Genomic DNA, 18181 nt, shown 5'->3' on the forward strand with positions numbered 1-18181 from the left:
TTGGTCAACAGAATGTTTAGAAGTAGAAAAACAAAACAGGTTATCGGGCTATTTGTAAATTAGTCTATAACGGGTAGATAAGGGGAGGCATGTTCGTGAGCTATGTAAGAGTAGTTGATGAATTTAAACGCTATCAAATGGGTGAGAATACCATTGTAGCGAATAATGGGATAACGTTTGAGATTGAAAAAGGGGATTTTGCTGTTATTCTTGGACCAAGTGGAGCCGGAAAATCAACAGTTTTAAACATTTTAGGAGGCATGGATACGCCTGATGAAGGGCAAATTTGGATTGATGGTCATAACATTGCTGAAGATACGACGAAGCAGTTAACGAAATACCGTCGTGATGATGTTGGTTTTGTCTTTCAATTTTATAACTTAGTGCCTAACTTAACTGCAAAGGAGAATGTCGAATTAGCGACGCAAATTTCTCCGAATGCTTTAGATGTCGATGAAGTTTTGGAAAGCGTCGGGTTGTCGCATCGTGTTGACAATTTTCCTGCTCAGCTTTCTGGTGGTGAGCAACAGCGGGTTGCCATTGCACGAGCACTCGCAAAAAATCCAAAGCTGTTATTGTGTGATGAGCCAACTGGGGCGCTAGATTTTGAAACGGGAAAATCTATTTTAAAGCTGTTACAAAATACAGCTAAAGAAACAGGGACAACAGTTATCGTCATTACCCATAATTCCGCGATTGCACCGATGGCAGATAGAGTTATTTATATTAATGACGCAAAGGTGCGCGAGACGGTGTTAAACCCAAGACCACGCTCAGTCGATGAGATTGAATGGTAAGGGGGATTAGTCATGGCTAAAAAAGCAGCGTTGCGTAAATTAATTATTAAAGAAATCTGGACTTCAAAAGCCCGATTCTTTTCAATCTTAATTCTAATCTTTCTGGGGGTCGGTTTTTTCTCTGGTCTGCAAGCAACAGGGCCCAATATGAAAAATACTGCTGACCAATATTTTGAGCAATATAACTTACATGATTTTCATGTTCAATCAACAATGGGCTTAGAAGAAGAAGAGCTTGAGCTGATAGCTGGTCACTCTGGTGTCGAGCAGATAGAAGCAGGCTATAGCAGAGATGTGTTAGCGGGTGAAAGTCGACTTGTGATGAAGCTAATTGGCTATCGAGATGATTTAGAAATAAATCAGTATGTTGTGAATAATGGGCGTTTGCCTGAGCATAGTGGCGAAATTGCTCTCGATAACCACGAATCAATTCGGGCGCTTTACAGTATTGGTGATGAGATTACGATTTACCCAGAGAATAGTGACACAGATTTAACCGAAGATTTTAACCAGACAACGTTTGAGGTCGTTGGTTTTGTTACGAGTCCTCGCTTTATTACTGAGGAGTCAAGGGGTCAAACGTCGATTGGACGGGGGAATCTAGATGCCTTCGCAGTGATTTTAGAGGATGATTTTGATTTACCAGTCTATACTGATTTATTTGCTAAGTTTACTAAGTTGAGCGGCGAAAGCATGTATAGTGAAGATTATCAAAACCTAGCAGCACAATATAAATCTGAAATTGAGTCCGAGCTTGATGAGTATGGGCCTGAGCGAATTGCCGAGATTCGCGAAGAGGCAGAAGAAGAGCTTGCTGAAGCAGAGGCAGAAATTGCTGATGGTCGGACTGAGCTTGCTGAAGCCAAGAAAGAGCTCAATGATGCACGTCAGGAATTAGATGAAGGCTGGACCGAGCTTGAAGATGGTGAAAACGAGCTTGCCCAAGCGCGTCAGGATCTTGAACAAGGTGAGCAGGAGTATAAGGATGGCTTAGCTACCTTTGAACGCGAAATCGCTGATGGTGAGCGCCAGCTAGCTGAGGGCAGAACTGAGTTAGAGAATCAGCAACCAGTAGTTGAAGAAAGTCGGCGTGAGTTGGAGCAAGGAGAAGCCGAACTAGCCAGTGCTAGACGAGAAATTGAAGCCCAGCTTGAGCTACTAACTACTCAGCAGGCTGAAGTAAATCGTTTACGGACGGAACTGACTGAACTTTTCGAAGTGCCAGTAGATGTTATCCCAGAGGAAACGCAAGCAGAAATTGTGCAAGAAACAGCGACAATCTCCTTAGGTGAGCAAACCTTAGCGAATTTACTACAAGCTTATTTTGCAGGTGAATTACCAGCTGATCCTATTCAAGCTGGATTAAGTCAGCTTGAAGCCGAGCTTTCAGGCGGAATCACCCAGCTTAATGAAGGCTTAAATGAGGTTGAGGAAGGAGAGGCCGAAGTTGCTGCGGGTCGTGCTGAGTTAGAGGCAGGGCAAGCTGACTTGGATGCTGCCCGTCAACTCATAGCTGAGCAACAGGGGCGGCTTGAGCGTGAGCGGGCAAGCGCAGAGGCAGAACTAGCAGCTGCCCGACGGGAGCTCGATCAAGGCTGGCGCGACTATGAGTCGGGTCGAGTTGAGTTAGAGGATGCACGTCAGACGTTAACAGATGGAGAAATCGAGTATGAGGCAGGGCTGGCAACATTTGAAGCAGAGCAAGCCGATGCCATTGCTGAAATAGAGGAGGGTGAGGCTGAAATAGCCGAAGCCCGTGCCGAGTTGGCTGATCTTGAAGAGCCAACTTACTATAGCGCGACTCGCCACGATATTGGGGCAATGGTTGAGTATGCTGACAATGCTGGTCGATTAAGTGACCTAGCTTCAATTTTTCCAGTTGTCTTTTTTGCAATAGCAGCACTTGTTACCCTGACGACAATCACGAGAATGATTGAGGAGCAGCGTGGTGAAATTGGAACATTTAAAGCGCTAGGTTACTCAAACTTAGCAGTTTCACTTAAGTTTTATGTTTATGCGATTAGTGCTAGTGCTGTTGGGACCATAGTAGGGCTATTGTTTGGCTATCTTATCCTCCCACAAATAATTTTTAATGCTTATCGCATGCTTTACAACTTACCAGATATAGAGCTGTCTAACTATTGGTTATACACGTTGATATCGGCAGGAATATCACTGTTCTCGACAGTCTTAACAGCATGGTACGTGTTACGAGTAGATTTGAAAAGCCATCCAGCTGTCTTAATGCGACCACGTGCACCTAAAAGTGGAAAGAGAATTCTGTTGGAGCGTATCACACCAATTTGGAACCGACTTAATTTTATTGAAAAGGTTACCGCTCGTAATTTATTTAGATATAAGCAGCGGATGCTAATGACCGTGCTTGGTATTGCTGGCTGTGCTGCCTTAATTGTAACAGGATTTGGTCTGAAAGATGCGGTCGGCGGTATGGGTGATTTACAATTTGGTCGTGTCATACAATATGATGCAATGGTTATTTTAGATCAAGATGCAACTGATGAAGAAGCAAGTGCATACAACGAGCTAATTGAAGGTAATGCTGAAATTGAGGATCATCTTGCCATTTATCAAGCACAGTATGAGGTAAGTGAAACAGGGGTTAATACCCAAGATGTATCATTAATCGTACCACTTAACGCAGAGCAATTACCTCAATTTATTCAATTAAGAGATCGGGTTTCGAAAGAATCTTATAGCCTCTCGGATCAAGGGGCGGTCGTTTCTGAAAAACTGGCAGATTTGTTTAGTGTTGAGCCTGGGGATTCATTAACGATTACCAATGCTGATAATGAAAGCTTTGAAGTGGAAATTGCTCATATTACCGAAAATTATACCGGCCACTATCTGTATATGAATGAAGCGGTATATCATGAAGCAATTGGGGATGAGCCACTCGAGTCTAATGCTGATTTACTAAAATACGATCAGGACGTAGCATGGGAGGATCAATTATCAGAACAACTGATGCAGGAAGAAAAGGTAGTGACAACGACCTTCTATGGTCGCGTTATTGATACCTTTAATGATTCAATGGAAAGCTTGAATGTTGTTGTCGTTGTTCTAATTGTTGCTGCTGCAGGGTTAGCTTTTGTAGTCCTTTACAACCTAACCAATATTAACGTCTCTGAACGGATTCGTGAGCTCTCAACGATAAAGGTACTTGGCTTCTATGATGGTGAAGTGACCATGTATATTTATCGGGAAAATCTGATTCTGACAGCAATGGGAATCATAGTTGGTGGCTTTATGGGCCGTATATTACATGTATTTGTGTTAGCAACAGCTGCAATGGACAATATGATGTTTGCACCTGATTTACACTGGTCGAGCTACCTGTACGCTGCAGTCCTTACCTTTATTTTTTCAAGCTTTGTGATGTGGATTATGCACCGCAAGCTAAAGGGTGTCGATATGATTGAGGCCCTAAAATCAAACGAATAATAGGAAAGTCCCTCAGTGGAGCTGGCTGACACCATTTTCTGCTGAGGGACTTATTTGTTACTTCGTGAAAGCTAGCCGATCTTATCGAATATTCTTATCTCTACAGGAATCATTTACTGTTTTTAGTTTCGTAATAATAGCTTGTTCATTGTGCTGTATGGAGATTTACCGTGACAAACACTAGCATAAATACACTATTACGAGCTGGGTAAGGCGTGTATTACTGTTCAAGTAATGGTTTAGTTTGGAAAAAGCCGAACGTTAAGTTTGTCATTTTTATGAATATTCGTTTTTGGTCTTGACGGGCATCTGCTTCCCTAGTATGATTATTTTTGTATTTAAAAAATAAATAGCTTTTCGTCGTATAATCTTGAGGATATGGCTCTGGAGTCTCTACCGACCACCGTAAATGGTCTGTCTACGCAGAAGAATGAAAAAAAGGTCTTATTTTATTTATTATCTCTTATTCTACTTCTGATTAGCCAAGCCCACTCTTGATTAAGCGCAGGAGTGGGTTTTTTACGCGACGAATTGAAGAGGAGAGTAACTATGGATATTAAAAAGTTTTTTGAATTAGATCAGCTAGGTACAACTGTCCGTACTGAATTTGTTGCTGGTTTAACAACATTTCTGTCAATGGCCTATATTCTTTTTGTAAACCCGCCAATGCTAGCAGCTGCTGGGATGGATGAAGGTGCGGTTTACACAGCAACGGCATTATCGGCAGTAATTGGAACGTTAGTAATGGGGCTATATGCTAAATACCCTGTTGCCTTAGCACCTGGAATGGGCTTAAATGCATTCTTTGCGTACACGGTAGTTCTTGGGTACGGAATTGAATGGCAGACGGCGCTAAGTGGTGTCCTTGTTTCTGGTGTAATTTTTACTCTTTTAACACTTTCTGGTGTACGTGAAAAAATTATTAATACGATCCCTGCAACATTGAAGCTAGCAGTAGGAGCTGGGATTGGTCTGTTTATTGCGTTTATTGGGTTTCAGAATTCAGGAATTATTGTAGCGGACCCAGCAACAATGGTGGCACTTGGTGATTTCACTTATGGTCCAACTGCACTTGCAATTTTCGGCTTAGTTGTTACTGTTGTGTTAATTGCGTTAAAAATTAGTGGTGGTGTATTTTATGGAATGGTTATTACTGCTATTGTAGGAATTATCTTTGGTGAAATTAGTTTACCAACCTCAATCTTTGCAGCAGTCCCAAGCTTAGAACCAACGTTTGGTGCAGCAATAACTAGCTTTCCAAATATTTTTACCATTCAAATGCTTGGCGTTATCTTGACGTTTTTATTTGTTGACTTTTTCGATACGGCGGGTACATTAGTTGCTGTTGCTGAAAAAGCTGGCCTCATGAAGAATAATAAGTTACCACGCGCAGGTAAAGCATTATTTGCAGATGCAACTGCAACTGTTGCAGGAGCACTGTTAGGAACATCGACAACAACTTCATATGTTGAATCAGCAACTGGTGTTGGTGTAGGTGGTCGTTCCGGACTAACCTCAGTATTCACTGCGCTATTCTTTGGTTTAGCGTTATTCTTTTCACCATTACTAAGTGTTGTAACGTCTTCAGTAACTGCTCCGGCACTAATTATTGTTGGGGTTATGATGGCATCTACTTTGAAGGAAATTGAATGGAATGAATTTGAGATTGCTGTACCAGCTTTCTTAACGATCATTATAATGCCGTTAGCCTATAGTATTGCGACAGGTATCGCAGTAGGATTTACCTTCTACCCAATCACGATGGCAGCAAGAGGTAAAGCAAAAGAAATTCACCCGCTAATGTGGGCGTTATCCGTTATCTTTGTTTTATTCCTTATTTTCTTGGCTGAGTAAGAATTGATTTTTTAAAAAAAGCATGTCCCAAGTAGGTGGTTACCCCTAAAAGTTAGATTTTCTACTCTAACTTTTAGGGGGGCGGTACCTTATGTTGGACATGCTTTTTTGCATTTTAGGTAACGATCACTGCCTTTCGTATCTATAAAAAAATTACTGTAATGGTTAAGCGTTAAGTCAGGCTAAATTCCATAGCCGGAGGCAACTTTACGATTTTCTCTGGAGTAAGTAAGCTTAGCTTATTGCCTCACAGTACCTATAGGTGATTCGCTCTAGTCAAGACATGGTTAAACCGTTCTCCTGCAGTGCTGCTTAATCAATCTGATTAATGTTGATCGCTGTTGAAGGTTCGTCCTCACCTATTAATTGGTGGAGACGAATAATCAGCAAGCCAGCTCGATAGCTAGCATGAATCTGATCCGCTCTGACTGGATAGGGGAGATCAATTGAACGCTCAAAGGCACCATGCATAATCTCCTGCTGGATAATTTGGCCTTCTGTCTCGCCAAGTGGGATGTCACCAATAATAAATAACCGATTGCCTTTAATATACACTTTAATCGCATCAACACTGTCCAAGCCAGGGATATTGACATAGCAGGTTAATTCTTTATCCATTTGATAGATGTTTGTTTGGGGAATGGGTGGCTGCATAATATGTTCAAATGAATGCCAGAATTGATCTCCAAAGAAATGGTCAAAGCTTTTTTTCCATTGTTGCATAGGGTATCCTCCTCTTTCATGACCTGTTGATAGCATATGCCCAAATAAAGGTTTATGTTAACACCTAATTAATAGAACGAAAAGCATATGATAGTTGGAAAAAAACCAGTCCGTAGTATACAATGAGAACAGGAGGGATTCTCATGCTAGAAAATGCTGTCACGATGGTCTTAATCATCTTAGCGATTAATATCATCTATGTATCTTTTGCAACAATTCGAGTCATTCTTACCTTAAAAGGTCAAAAGTATATAGCCGCTTCAATTGGTATGGTAGAAATCGTTCTTTACACATTAGGTTTAGGACTTGTCCTTGATAATCTTGATCGAATTGAAAACTTAATTGCATATGGTGTAGGTTATGGGCTCGGTGTTATTGTCGGCTCTAAGATAGAAGAGCGATTAGCTCTCGGCTATATTACGGTGAATGTGATATCCTCAAGCCCAGAATTGAAATTTACCAAACAATTACGAGAAAAAGGCTATGGCGTCACGAGTTGGTCAGCTTATGGTATGGATGGCGATCGCCTCTCAATGCAAATATTAACCCCGAGAAAATATGAATTAAACTTATATGAAACGATAAAAAACATTGATCCTAAGGCGTTTATTATATCTTATGAACCCAAGCACATTAATGGCGGGTTCTGGGTGAAACAAGTTAAGAAGGGAAAGATCCAAAAAAGTGTCGAAGCAGAAGAGAGAAAAGCACAGCAAGAAGCAGAACAGATTGCTACAGAAGAAGACGGTCGAATTAATGCTGAATGAAACAATCGAAGAATGTTTGGTAAGAATAAAGCAAGCTGGCTTTATGCCAATAAGGAAAATTGAGAAACCTATTTTTAAAGAAATGACTGAAAAAGGTCAAGTTACCTATCAGCCAGTGGGAAGACAGGTTATCTTTGAAGTTGTACCAAGTAAAGACGAACGATAAGAGTTAGGATCATTTTATCGTTCGATTTTTATTGACTAAAGATCGCTTCCTTGTTATGATAAACATGCAGTGTTATTAATTAAAATTTAATAGTAATTCACCTCGTATAACTTTGAGAATATGGCTCAAGAGTCTCTACCCGTTACCGTAAATAACGGACTATGAGGGAAGATGAAGCATGACAACAGTAATTTATCACAGTTACCTGACAGTAAGCATTCCCATTCAAGTATGAAAAGTGGGGCATGGTTAGCAGTCAGCAATTATCCAGTTTGTTTAGCGGTTATTCTTTTCAAGGCTGTGCTTAGGTGAGTGCCTAAAGTGCTAACAATGAGTTGTGGATAGCGCCTTGATTAATTGAATCTCCACTTTATTGGGATGATAAAATGATGTTGTGATGTTACTTTGCTCTGATTTCAAGTCAATAATGGTGCGTCACTAAGTTTTGAAGTGACACATAGCTATTGTGATTCGCCTATTCATCTTCTCTCTTGTCGTTGTACATGAGGGATGAGGAATAGGTATTTTTGTTTCTTGGACAGGCAACTGATGCACGAAATAGAAGAGAAAAGAGGGATTTGATGGCTCGAGTTGGTGTCATAATGGGGAGTATATCAGATTGGCAAACGATGGCTCATACGTGTGAAGTATTAGATTATTTAAAGATCGACTATGAAAAGGAAGTCATTTCAGCGCATCGAACGCCTGAGGATATGTTTAGCTATGCCGAGAGTGCAAGGGAAAAAGGATTGAAGGTCATTATTGCTGGTGCTGGTGGCGCCGCCCATCTGCCGGGGATGGTTGCGGCTAAGACTACTTTACCAGTCATTGGTGTTCCAGTGCAGTCAAAGGCACTAAATGGTTTAGATTCCTTGTTATCAATTGTCCAAATGCCAGGTGGTGTGCCAGTTGCAACGGTTGCAATTGGATCGGCAGGAGCAAAAAATGCCGGCATTCTTGCAACGCAAATTCTGGCTACCAATGATCAACAACTGACTGAGCGATTAATAGCCTATCAGGCTAGTACAAGAGAAAAAGTAACCGAAATGAGGGATCAGCTTGCCAAAGAATAGGCTAGATTACGGCGCGACAATTGGCATTATTGGCGGTGGTCAGCTCGGCAGGATGATGGCAACAACTGCACGTCATATGGGCTATCGACTGATTGTTTTGGACCCTACCCCAGATTGTCCAGCCGCCCAACTCGCTGATGAGCAGCTGGTCGCTAATTATGATGATCAATTAGCAATTGAACAACTAGCCAATAAAGCTGATGTCGTTACTTATGAGTTTGAAAATGTTGACTTACAGGCTGCTCGTTATCTAGAAGCAAAAGGACTCTTGCCTCAAGGTGCACACTCACTTGAAATTACCCAAGATCGTGAACTTGAGAAACGTGCGATGGTAGCAAGTGGGCAATCGGTTGCACCATTTCTAATTATTAAGACAAAGGCAGACCTACAACGTGCGGTTAATGAAGTTGGATATCCAGCAGTGGTCAAGACCTGTCGAGGTGGTTATGATGGCAAAGGGCAACATAAAGTCAAAACAGAGCATGATTTAGTAGCAGTCGAGACAATGCTTGCTGCGAATGAGCGCTTAATTTATGAAGGGTATATTCCGTTTGATTGTGAAATATCAGTTGTCTTTACCCGTTCACTTGCCGGAGAGATCGTGTTTTTTCCAATCGGTGAAAATATTCACCGTGACCATATCTTACATACGACGACGGTCCCGGCAACAGTCGCGCCTGGCGTAGTAGATAAAGCAAGAACAGCCGCCCATGCAATTGCTGAAGAGATTGGTGTGGTCGGTACCTTTACGCTTGAACTATTTGTTAGAAATAATGACATCTATATTAATGAGCTTGCGCCGCGACCACACAATTCAGGACATTTTACCATTGAGGCCTGTAATGTTTCGCAATTTGAACAGCACATCCGAGCCATTTGTGGTTTGCCATTAGCTCCGGTTCATTTCCATGGTGGAGCGATTATGCTTAATTTACTTGGCGATAATATAGCTGATGCCTTTGCAAAGATTGATCAGCTACCTTTAGCGCAGATCCATATGTATGGTAAGGCTGAGATTAAGCCCAAGCGAAAGGTAGGACATATGACGTTTGTCGGTCAAAGTCGAGATGAGCTGGTTGCGCTATTAACAAAAGAGAATTTAATTTAGGGGGATTTAAACGATGATTGAACGTTATACACGCCCAGAGATGGGAGCAATTTGGACAGATGAAAACAAATACCAAGCCTGGTTAGAAGTAGAGATATTGGCCTGTGAGGCGTGGAGTGAGCTTGGTATTATTTCAGCTGATGACGTTAAGAAAATACGTCAGGATGCATCCTTTCATATCGATCGTATTCTGGAGATTGAGCAAGAGACACGTCACGATGTTGTGGCTTTTACTCGAGCAGTATCAGAAACGTTAGGGGAGGAGAAAAAGTGGGTTCATTATGGCTTAACCTCAACTGATGTCGTTGATACGGCATTATCGTATTTACTTAAGCAAGCAAACGTGATAATCCGAAAGAATATTGAGGATTTCATCGAGATTCTAAAAAATAAAGCAGTTGAGCATAAGCACACGGTCATGATGGGACGTACACACGGTGTTCACGCTGAACCAACGACCTTTGGCTTGAAGATGGCGCTTTGGTATGAAGAAATGAAGCGAAATCTTATTCGTTTCAATGCAGCTGCTGAAGTGATTGAAACAGGTAAGCTGTCAGGCGCGGTTGGCACGTATGCCAATATTGATCCACAGGTTGAAGCGTATGTCTGTGAAAAACTTGGCCTTCAACCAGCCCCAGTATCAACCCAAACCTTGCAGCGTGATCGCCATGCGCAATATTTATCTGCATTAGCACTTGTGGCTACATCCATTGAGAAGTTCGCTACTGAAATTCGTGGTTTACAGAAAACAGAAACGCGTGAGGTTGAGGAGTTTTTCGCCAAGGGTCAAAAGGGATCTTCAGCTATGCCGCATAAACGTAATCCAATTGGATCAGAGAACATGACAGGCATGGCACGATTGGTACGGGGCTATATGCTAACAGCTTATGAAAATGTTGCCCTATGGCATGAGCGTGATATCTCTCACTCGTCAGCCGAGCGGGTAATCCTACCGGATGCAACCATTACCTTAAATTATATGCTCCATCGCTTTAGCAATATTGTTAAGAATTTAACTGTTTTCCCAGAAAATATGAAGCGTAATATTGATCGAACGCACGGAGTTATTTTCTCGCAACGGGTCCTGCTATCGCTAATTGATAAAGGGATGAGCAGAGAGGACGCTTATGATCTTGTACAACCAAATGCCATGAAAGCATGGGAGTCACAGACGCATTTTAAAGCTTTAATTGAGCAAGAGCAACAGGTAACGTCATCGTTATCACCGGAAGATATTGAAGCGTGCTTTGATTACACCTATCATTTGAAGAATGTCGACCAAATTTTTGAGCGAATTGGGTTAGCATAAAGATCTGAAAGCGTCTTAACAGACGCTTTCTCTTATACATATTTTTATCTAAAAAGGGGTGGAGCGTCGTGAAAAAAGAGCTATTGTATGAGGGGAAAGCAAAGCAGGTGTTTAGGTCAGAAGTGGAACGGCAGCTCATTCTTTCCTATAAGAATGATGCGACTGCGTTTAATGGTAAGAAAAAGGAAACCTTTGCAGGTAAGGGCCGTTATAACAATTTAATCTCGGCACAGTTGTTTGAACAGCTTGCTGGAGCAGGAGTGCCAAGCCACTTTATTAAAGCACTCAATGAGACAGAACAGTTGGTTGAGGAAACAACGATTATTCCATTAGAAGTTGTCGTCCGTAATCTGGCGACCGGTAGTATTGTTAAACGATTAGGCTTTAAAGAGAAAACACCATTTCAGCCACCACTTATTGAATTCTATTATAAGGATGACGCATTAGATGATCCGATTATTAATGATCGTCATGCCCTACTATTAACCGATGCAACGGATGCAGAGCTTGATCAAATTAAGCGCTATGCGTTAAAAGTTAACGACGTCCTGCACACCTTTTTTCAAACAATTGGCGTGAGGCTAATCGATTTTAAGCTTGAGTTTGGCCGCAACCATGTTGGTGAAATCATCCTGGCTGATGAGATATCGCCGGATACTTGTCGACTATGGGACATAGAAACGGATCAGAAGCTTGATAAAGATGTATTTAGACAAGGCACAGGTGATCTATTAACGGTATACGACATGATCTTAAAACGACTGGAGGCAGTAAAATGATTAAAGTAAACATTCATATTACATTAAAAGAAGGTGTCCTTGATCCGCAAGGAAAAGCGATTGAAGGCTCATTAAGCACACTAGGCTACCAAGGTGTCGGTGAGGTACGTGTCGGCAAGCTTATTGAACTAACTTTTGCGGATAGCGATCGTGCCGCTGAACAGGTTGAGGAGATGTGTCAGAAGCTGCTAGCCAATCCAGTTATTGAAAACTATACCTATACAATTGAGGATGGTGTTGTGCAGTGAGATTCGCGGTAATTGTCTTTCCCGGCTCTAATTGTGACCGTGATATGTACCATGCAGCAAAGGATGCATTAGGCGAAGAGGCCGAATTAGTCTGGTATCAGGAGACTGCGCTTGAGGGCTATAATGCCATTTTAATTCCTGGCGGTTTTTCTTATGGTGATTATTTACGCTGTGGTGCAATCGCATCAACCTCAGAGATTGTGAAGTCACTGCATCGCGAAGCAGAGAAAGGGACGCCAATTCTGGGTGTTTGCAACGGTTTTCAGATTTTACTAGAAACAGGCTTGTTGCCTGGTGCGCTATTAAGAAATAAAGAACTTAAGTTCATTTGTCAGCATGAAAACTTAATCGTTCAAAATAACAAAACGCTATTTACGTCTGCATATCAACAAGGGCAAGTGATTTCAATTCCTATTGCACATGGAGAGGGCAATTACTTTTGTGATGATGAAACACTGGCAAGCTTAAAGGCAAATAATCAAATTGTTTTTAGCTATCAAAATAATCCGAATGGCTCTGTCGCTAACATTGCTGGCATTATTAATCAACAGGGAAATGTACTTGGAATGATGCCGCACCCCGAGCGTGCTACAGAATTAATTCTCGGCAGTGAAGATGGTTTGAATCTGTTTAAGTCAATGCTTGCTAATTGGAGGGAAAGCTATGTTACAAACGCTTGAGGTTAGTCCAGAGCTAATAGAACAAGAGAAGCATTATCGTGAAATGGGTCTAACAGATGAAGAGTACCAATCGATTGTCCGCATTTTAGGAAGACGACCTAACTTTACTGAGACTGGTATTTTTTCAGTTATGTGGTCTGAGCATTGTAGCTATAAAACTTCTAAACAGCTATTGCGCAAATTTCCAACCGAAGGACCGCAAGTTATTCAGGGGCCGGGCGAGGGAGCAGGCATTGTCGATATTGGTGATGGTCAAGCGATAGCGTTTAAAATTGAAAGTCATAATCATCCTTCAGCCGTTGAACCTTATCAGGGTGCAGCAACAGGGGTTGGCGGCATTATCCGTGATATTTTCTCAATGGGTGCACGTCCAATTGCTTCATTAAATTCATTAAGATTTGGACCGCTGACAACCGGTCGTGTTAAATACTTGTTCGACGAGGTTGTCCATGGGATTGCTGGCTACGGAAATTGCGTTGGTGTACCAACAGTTGGTGGCGAGATTCAATTTGATGCTTGTTATGAAGGGAATCCACTTGTAAATGCGATGTGTGTCGGTTTAATTGATCAAAAGGATATTCAGAAAGGGATTGCAGCAGGATTAGGGAACACCGTGCTTTATGTCGGATCAAAAACCGGCCGTGACGGTATTCATGGTGCTACCTTTGCTTCTGAGGATTTAACCGAAGACTCTGAAAGCAAGCGGTCTAACGTTCAGGTCGGTGACCCGTTTATGGAGAAGCTCCTTATTGAAGCCTGCCTAGAAGCGATTAAATCGGACGCGTTAGTTGGCATGCAGGATATGGGGGCTGCTGGTTTAACCTCATCTGCATCTGAGATGGCAAGTAAGGCAGGGATGGGGATGGAAATGAACTTAGACCTAATTCCACAGCGCGAAGCAAATATGTCTGCCTACGAAATGATGCTGTCTGAATCACAAGAGCGCATGCTCCTTGTCGTTGAAAAGGGGCGTGAGCACGAGATCATTGAAATTTTTAAAAAGTACAGCTTGGAAGCCGTTGCGGTTGGTGTTGTTACGGATGATAAGCAATTCCGGTTGCTCCATCATGGTCAGGTTGTTTGTGATATTCCAGTTGATACGTTAGCTGAGGATGCACCTGTCTATCATAAGCCATCACAGGTCCCTGCTTATTATAAAGAATTTCAAGCGATGGCGGCTTATGAGCCAAAAGTTGATGATTATAATGCTACGCTACGGCAGCTACTAGCTCAACCCACGATTGCCAGTAAGGAATATGTTTACAACCAATACGATTCAATGGTTCAAGCAAATACAGTAGTCGCACCCGGTTCAGATGCAGCAGTGGTAAGAATTCGTGATTACGATAAAGCAATTGCGATGACCACTGATTGTAATTCACGCTATATTTATTTAGATCCTGAGGTAGGTGGTAAGATTGCGGTAGCTGAGGCTGCACGTAACATTGTTGCCTCGGGAGCCAAGCCATTAGCATTAACGGATGGGCTTAACTTTGGAAATCCAGATAAACCGGAGAACTTTTGGCAAATGGAAAAAAGTGTTGAAGGCATGTCAGCTGCTAGTCTTGCACTTGATACACCAGTCATTAGTGGCAATGTGTCACTTTACAATGAATCTAATGGCCAAGCAATTTTCCCGACGCCGATTGTTGGCATGGTTGGTTTGCATCGGTCAACAAAGGATATTACCACTTCGTTCTTTAAATCAGCTGGTGATGTTATTATGCTAATTGGTCAGACAGCAGCTGAATTCGGTGGTAGTGAGCTTCAAAATGTGTTAGCGGGTAATTACTTCGGCAAAGCACCACAGATTGATCTGACGGTTGAACGTAAACGACAAGATCAGCTGTTAGCCGCTATCCAGTCTGGCATCATAAAGTCAGCCCATGATGTAGCAGAGGGCGGTCTTGCGGTAGCCGTTGCAGAAAGTCTCTTTCATCAAGAACAGCTAGGTGCTGAACTTGAATTGACAGGCGATGCTACTGCCGAGCTATTTAGTGAAACACAATCACGCTTTTTAATATCAGTTGCTGCTGATCAGGTTGATGCTTTAGTAAGTTTAGTAGATGATGCAAAGGTTATCGGTCATGTAACAGATAGTAATCAACTGAAGATAAATATTAATGATAAAGAAGAAGTGAACCAAGCTGTCGCTGACTTGCAGGCAGACTGGAAGGGAGCTATACCATGCTTGCTGAAATCAAAGGCTTAAACGAAGAGTGTGGAGTCTTTGCGATTTGGGGTCATAAAAAGGCTGCTGAAATGACCTATTATGGACTTCATGCGCTTCAACACCGTGGTCAAGAGGGCGCTGGAATTGTATCGAGTGATGGTTCAAAGCTTTATCTTCATAAAGGAATTGGATTGGTAAACGATGTTTTCCAGGAAGGAAGAATTCAGCAATTGCAAGGCTCAAGTGCTATTGGGCACGTCCGCTATGCGACCCAAGGCGGGGGCGGCTATGACAATGTTCAGCCACTCGTATTCCGCTCACAGACTTCTAGTATGGCATTAGCGCATAACGGAAATCTCGTTAATGCCTTTGCGTTAAAGACGCAACTGGAAGCGCAGGGCAGTATTCTTCAAACTACTTCTGATACCGAGGTTGTCGCACACTTGATTAAGAGAAGTGGTTACATGCAATTAGAAGATGCCATTAAACAATCGCTTGGCATGATCAAAGGTGCATACGCGTTTACCTTTTTAACTGAGAACCAGCTGTTTGTTGCACTAGATCCGCGTGGACTAAGGCCACTTTCATTAGGTCAGCTTGGCGATGCTTATGTGGTAGCTTCGGAAACGTGTGCCTTTGACCTGATTGGAGCGAAATATATGCGCGAGGTTAAGCCGGGTGAACTAATTGTTATTGATAAAAACGGCTTGCGTTCAACCAGCTTTAGCTCGCCGATGCGTCGCTCGCTCTGCTCGATGGAATATGTTTATTTCTCTCGCCCGGATAGTAATATTAATGGGCAAAATGTTCACGCGAGTCGGAAAGTAATGGGCAAGCAGTTAGCAAAGGAATCATTTGTGGATGCTGATGTGGTAACAGGTGTACCTGATTCAAGCATTTCAGCTGCAATTGGTTTTTCAGAGGCATCAGGCATTCCCTATGAGCTTGGCTTAATCAAAAACCGTTATGTTGGTCGAACCTTCATTCAGCCCTCACAAGAATTACGTGAGCAAGGGGTAAAGATGAAGCTTTCGCCAGTTCGGGGTATTGTTGAAGGAAAGCGGGTCGTCATGGTCGATGATTCAATTGTACGTGGAACTACAAGTCGCCGGATTGTTCGTCTGTTAAAAGAAGCCGGTGCGACAGAGGTCCATGTTCGAATTGCTTCGCCACCTATTGTCAATCCTTGTTACTATGGCATTGATACCTCAACGAAAGGTGAATTAATTGCTGCGAACTACTCAATTGAAGAAATGCGTGACCAAATTGAAGCGGATAGCTTAGCCTTTTTAACTGTAGAAGGCTTAGAACAATCGATTGTGACCGAGAACGATATGGCGCAAGGGATTTGCCATGCGTGCTTTACCGGGCAGTACCCGACTGAGATCTATCCAGATACAGTCATCCCGGCATATAAAGATTAGGATCAGGAGGGGAAACTCATGAGTGATGTGTATAAGTCGGCAGGTGTTGATGTCGAAGCAGGCTATCAAGCCGTCGAATTAATGAAGAAGCATATAAAACGAACGGATCGGAAAGAAGTCATTGGAGGTGTTGGTGCCTTTGCTGGCCTGTTTGATCTGGCTAGTTTTTCTTATCAAGAACCTGTCCTTGTCTCGGGCACGGATGGTGTCGGTACCAAGTTGAAGCTTGCCTTTGAACTGGATTGCCATGAGACTGTTGGCATTGATTTAGTTGCAATGTGTGTCAACGATATTGTGGCTCAAGGCGCTGATCCACTCTTTTTCTTAGATTATATTGCCTGTGGTAAAAATGAGCCTGAGCAAATTGAGCAGATTGTGAAAGGTATTGCGGATGGTTGTGTGGATAGTGGAGCCGCCTTGATTGGTGGCGAGACGGCTGAGATGCCAGGTATGTACCAAGCTGGTGAATATGATTTAGCTGGCTTTGTCGTAGGAATTGCGAATAAACCTGATTTAATTACCGGTACTGAAATAGCGGCAGGTGATACCATTATTGGCCTTGCCTCAAGTGGTGTACATTCAAATGGCTTTTCACTTGTTCGAAAAATTTTAGCAGATCAGCAGTTGTCGCTCACCGATTATGTTAGTGAACTTGGTCAATCGCTAGGTGAAGCGTTGTTAACACCGACCAAAATTTACGTCAAAGCGATTCAAGCGTTAAAAACAAACTTAACAATTAAAGGGATTAGTCACATTACCGGTGGTGGTTTTTATGAAAACATACCACGGGCCTTACCAGAGAACTTAGGCGCAGCAATTTATCAAGGCAGCTGGCAGACTCCAGCTATTTTCTCATTTTTAGCAGAACAGGCTGAACTAACGGAGCAACAGATGCTAGGTGTCTTTAATATAGGCATCGGGATGGCGGTCGTTGTCGCTAAGCATGAAACTGAGCTTGCTTTGCAGATTTTAGCGGATGCTGGTGAAGAAGCTTATGTAATTGGTGAGGTAACGACAGAAACTGGGGTGAACCTCGTTGCGAAGTAAGCAGAAACTAGCCATTTTTGCTTCTGGGACAGGTAGCAACTATGATGCCATTCACGAAGCGATTCAAACTGGTGAGCTAGAGGCCGAGCTGGTTTTACTTGTTTGCGATCGCCCACAGGCACTGGTGATAAAAAAAGCAGCAGATAATGGACTACCTGTATTCGTGTTCAATCCGAGAGACTATTCGACTAAAGCAGATTTTGAGGCGGAAATTGTCAAACAACTGAAAAAAGCAGCGGTTGAGTGGATTATTCTCGCGGGGTACATGCGTTTAATCGGTACCGTTTTATTAGAATGCTTTGAAGGGCGCATTATTAACATTCATCCATCATTACTTCCAGCCTTTCCTGGACTTGATGCAATTGGACAGGCATTTGATGCTGGGGTTAAGGTGTCAGGGGTGACCATTCATTATGTCGACGCTGGTATGGATACCGGTCAGATCATTGCCCAACAGGCCGTTGCAATTAAGCCTAACATGACGCGACCTGCACTACAATCAGCCATCCAGCTCGTTGAACATGAGCTCTATCCAAGAACGATTCAACAATTATTAACACAGGGGGAATAA

16 protein-coding genes and 2 riboswitches are annotated in these 18181 nt (G+C 42.5%); of the genes, 15 read left to right on the forward strand and 1 reads right to left on the reverse strand.

Annotated elements, in window-relative coordinates:
• The first annotated feature begins 89 nt into the window (after positions 1-89).
• The 3 genes from BM000_RS06530 to BM000_RS06540 all read left to right on the forward strand — a co-directional run bounded on the left by BM000_RS06530 (position 90) and on the right by BM000_RS06540 (position 6113).
• Positions 90-797, forward strand: coding sequence for an ABC transporter ATP-binding protein (locus BM000_RS06530; protein WP_425425165.1), 708 nt, complete (start codon positions 90-92; stop codon positions 795-797).
• 12 nt (positions 798-809) lie between these two features.
• Complete coding sequence (locus BM000_RS06535; RefSeq protein WP_091496062.1) at positions 810-4259, forward strand: ABC transporter permease; 3450 nt, start codon at positions 810-812, stop codon at positions 4257-4259.
• Between the two features lie 340 nt (positions 4260-4599).
• Positions 4600-4700: riboswitch (purine riboswitch) on the forward strand.
• A 114-nt stretch (positions 4701-4814) separates the two neighbouring features.
• Positions 4815-6113 carry an NCS2 family permease gene (locus BM000_RS06540; protein WP_091496295.1) on the forward strand — a complete coding sequence of 433 codons (1299 nt, stop codon included), beginning with the start codon at positions 4815-4817 and terminating at the stop codon, positions 6111-6113.
• A 312-nt stretch (positions 6114-6425) separates the two neighbouring features.
• On the opposite strand, the gene BM000_RS06545 is transcribed toward BM000_RS06540, so the two are convergent.
• Positions 6426-6836: an Hsp20/alpha crystallin family protein gene (locus tag BM000_RS06545; RefSeq protein WP_091496064.1), complete on the reverse strand. Its 411-nt coding sequence runs from the start codon at positions 6834-6836 to the stop codon at positions 6426-6428.
• 143 nt (positions 6837-6979) lie between these two features.
• Here BM000_RS06545 and BM000_RS06550 point away from each other — a divergent pair, with 143 nt between their 5' ends.
• From BM000_RS06550 to purN, 12 genes are all read left to right on the forward strand, one after another.
• Positions 6980-7603, forward strand: coding sequence for a DUF2179 domain-containing protein (locus tag BM000_RS06550; RefSeq protein ID WP_091496066.1), 624 nt, complete (start codon positions 6980-6982; stop codon positions 7601-7603).
• Positions 7593-7769, forward strand: coding sequence for an NETI motif-containing protein (locus tag BM000_RS06555; protein WP_091496068.1), 177 nt, complete (start codon positions 7593-7595; stop codon positions 7767-7769). Before BM000_RS06550 ends, BM000_RS06555 begins: the two co-directional genes overlap by 11 nt.
• A gap of 82 nt (positions 7770-7851) precedes the next feature.
• Positions 7852-7951: riboswitch (purine riboswitch) on the forward strand.
• A 399-nt stretch (positions 7952-8350) separates the two neighbouring features.
• The gene (gene purE / locus BM000_RS06560; RefSeq protein ID WP_091496070.1) at positions 8351-8842 is read left to right on the forward strand and encodes a 5-(carboxyamino)imidazole ribonucleotide mutase; all 492 of its coding nucleotides are present in this window, start codon (positions 8351-8353) and stop codon (positions 8840-8842) included.
• Positions 8829-9950 carry a 5-(carboxyamino)imidazole ribonucleotide synthase gene (gene purK / locus BM000_RS06565; RefSeq protein ID WP_091496072.1) on the forward strand — a complete coding sequence of 374 codons (1122 nt, stop codon included), beginning with the start codon at positions 8829-8831 and terminating at the stop codon, positions 9948-9950. The genes purE and purK overlap by 14 nt, the downstream gene beginning before the upstream one ends.
• Before the next feature lie 13 nt (positions 9951-9963).
• Positions 9964-11259, forward strand: a complete 1296-nt coding sequence (purB, locus tag BM000_RS06570) for an adenylosuccinate lyase (protein WP_091496074.1) — start codon at positions 9964-9966, stop codon at positions 11257-11259.
• A gap of 68 nt (positions 11260-11327) precedes the next feature.
• Positions 11328-12038 (forward strand): phosphoribosylaminoimidazolesuccinocarboxamide synthase, encoded by a 711-nt coding sequence (purC, locus tag BM000_RS06575; protein WP_091496076.1) that lies wholly within the window; start codon positions 11328-11330, stop codon positions 12036-12038.
• Entirely contained in the window at positions 12035-12286 is a 252-nt protein-coding gene (purS, locus tag BM000_RS06580) for a phosphoribosylformylglycinamidine synthase subunit PurS (protein WP_091496078.1), read from the forward strand. Before purC ends, purS begins: the two co-directional genes overlap by 4 nt.
• Positions 12283-12966, forward strand: coding sequence for a phosphoribosylformylglycinamidine synthase subunit PurQ (gene purQ / locus BM000_RS06585; protein ID WP_091496080.1), 684 nt, complete (start codon positions 12283-12285; stop codon positions 12964-12966). Before purS ends, purQ begins: the two co-directional genes overlap by 4 nt.
• The gene (gene purL, locus BM000_RS06590; protein WP_091496082.1) at positions 12950-15178 is read left to right on the forward strand and encodes a phosphoribosylformylglycinamidine synthase subunit PurL; all 2229 of its coding nucleotides are present in this window, start codon (positions 12950-12952) and stop codon (positions 15176-15178) included. The genes purQ and purL overlap by 17 nt, the downstream gene beginning before the upstream one ends.
• On the forward strand, positions 15154-16563 hold the full coding sequence (purF, locus tag BM000_RS06595) for an amidophosphoribosyltransferase (protein ID WP_091496084.1): 1410 nt from the start codon (positions 15154-15156) through the stop codon (positions 16561-16563). The genes purL and purF overlap by 25 nt, the downstream gene beginning before the upstream one ends.
• An 18-nt stretch (positions 16564-16581) precedes the next feature.
• Entirely contained in the window at positions 16582-17610 is a 1029-nt protein-coding gene (purM, locus tag BM000_RS06600; RefSeq protein WP_091496085.1) for a phosphoribosylformylglycinamidine cyclo-ligase, read from the forward strand.
• Positions 17600-18181: a phosphoribosylglycinamide formyltransferase gene (purN, locus tag BM000_RS06605; protein ID WP_091496087.1), complete on the forward strand. Its 582-nt coding sequence runs from the start codon at positions 17600-17602 to the stop codon at positions 18179-18181. Before purM ends, purN begins: the two co-directional genes overlap by 11 nt.

Origin of the sequence: Amphibacillus marinus (genome assembly GCF_900110345.1) — a bacterium.
Classification (GTDB): Bacteria; Bacillota; Bacilli; order Bacillales; family Amphibacillaceae; genus Amphibacillus_D; species Amphibacillus_D marinus.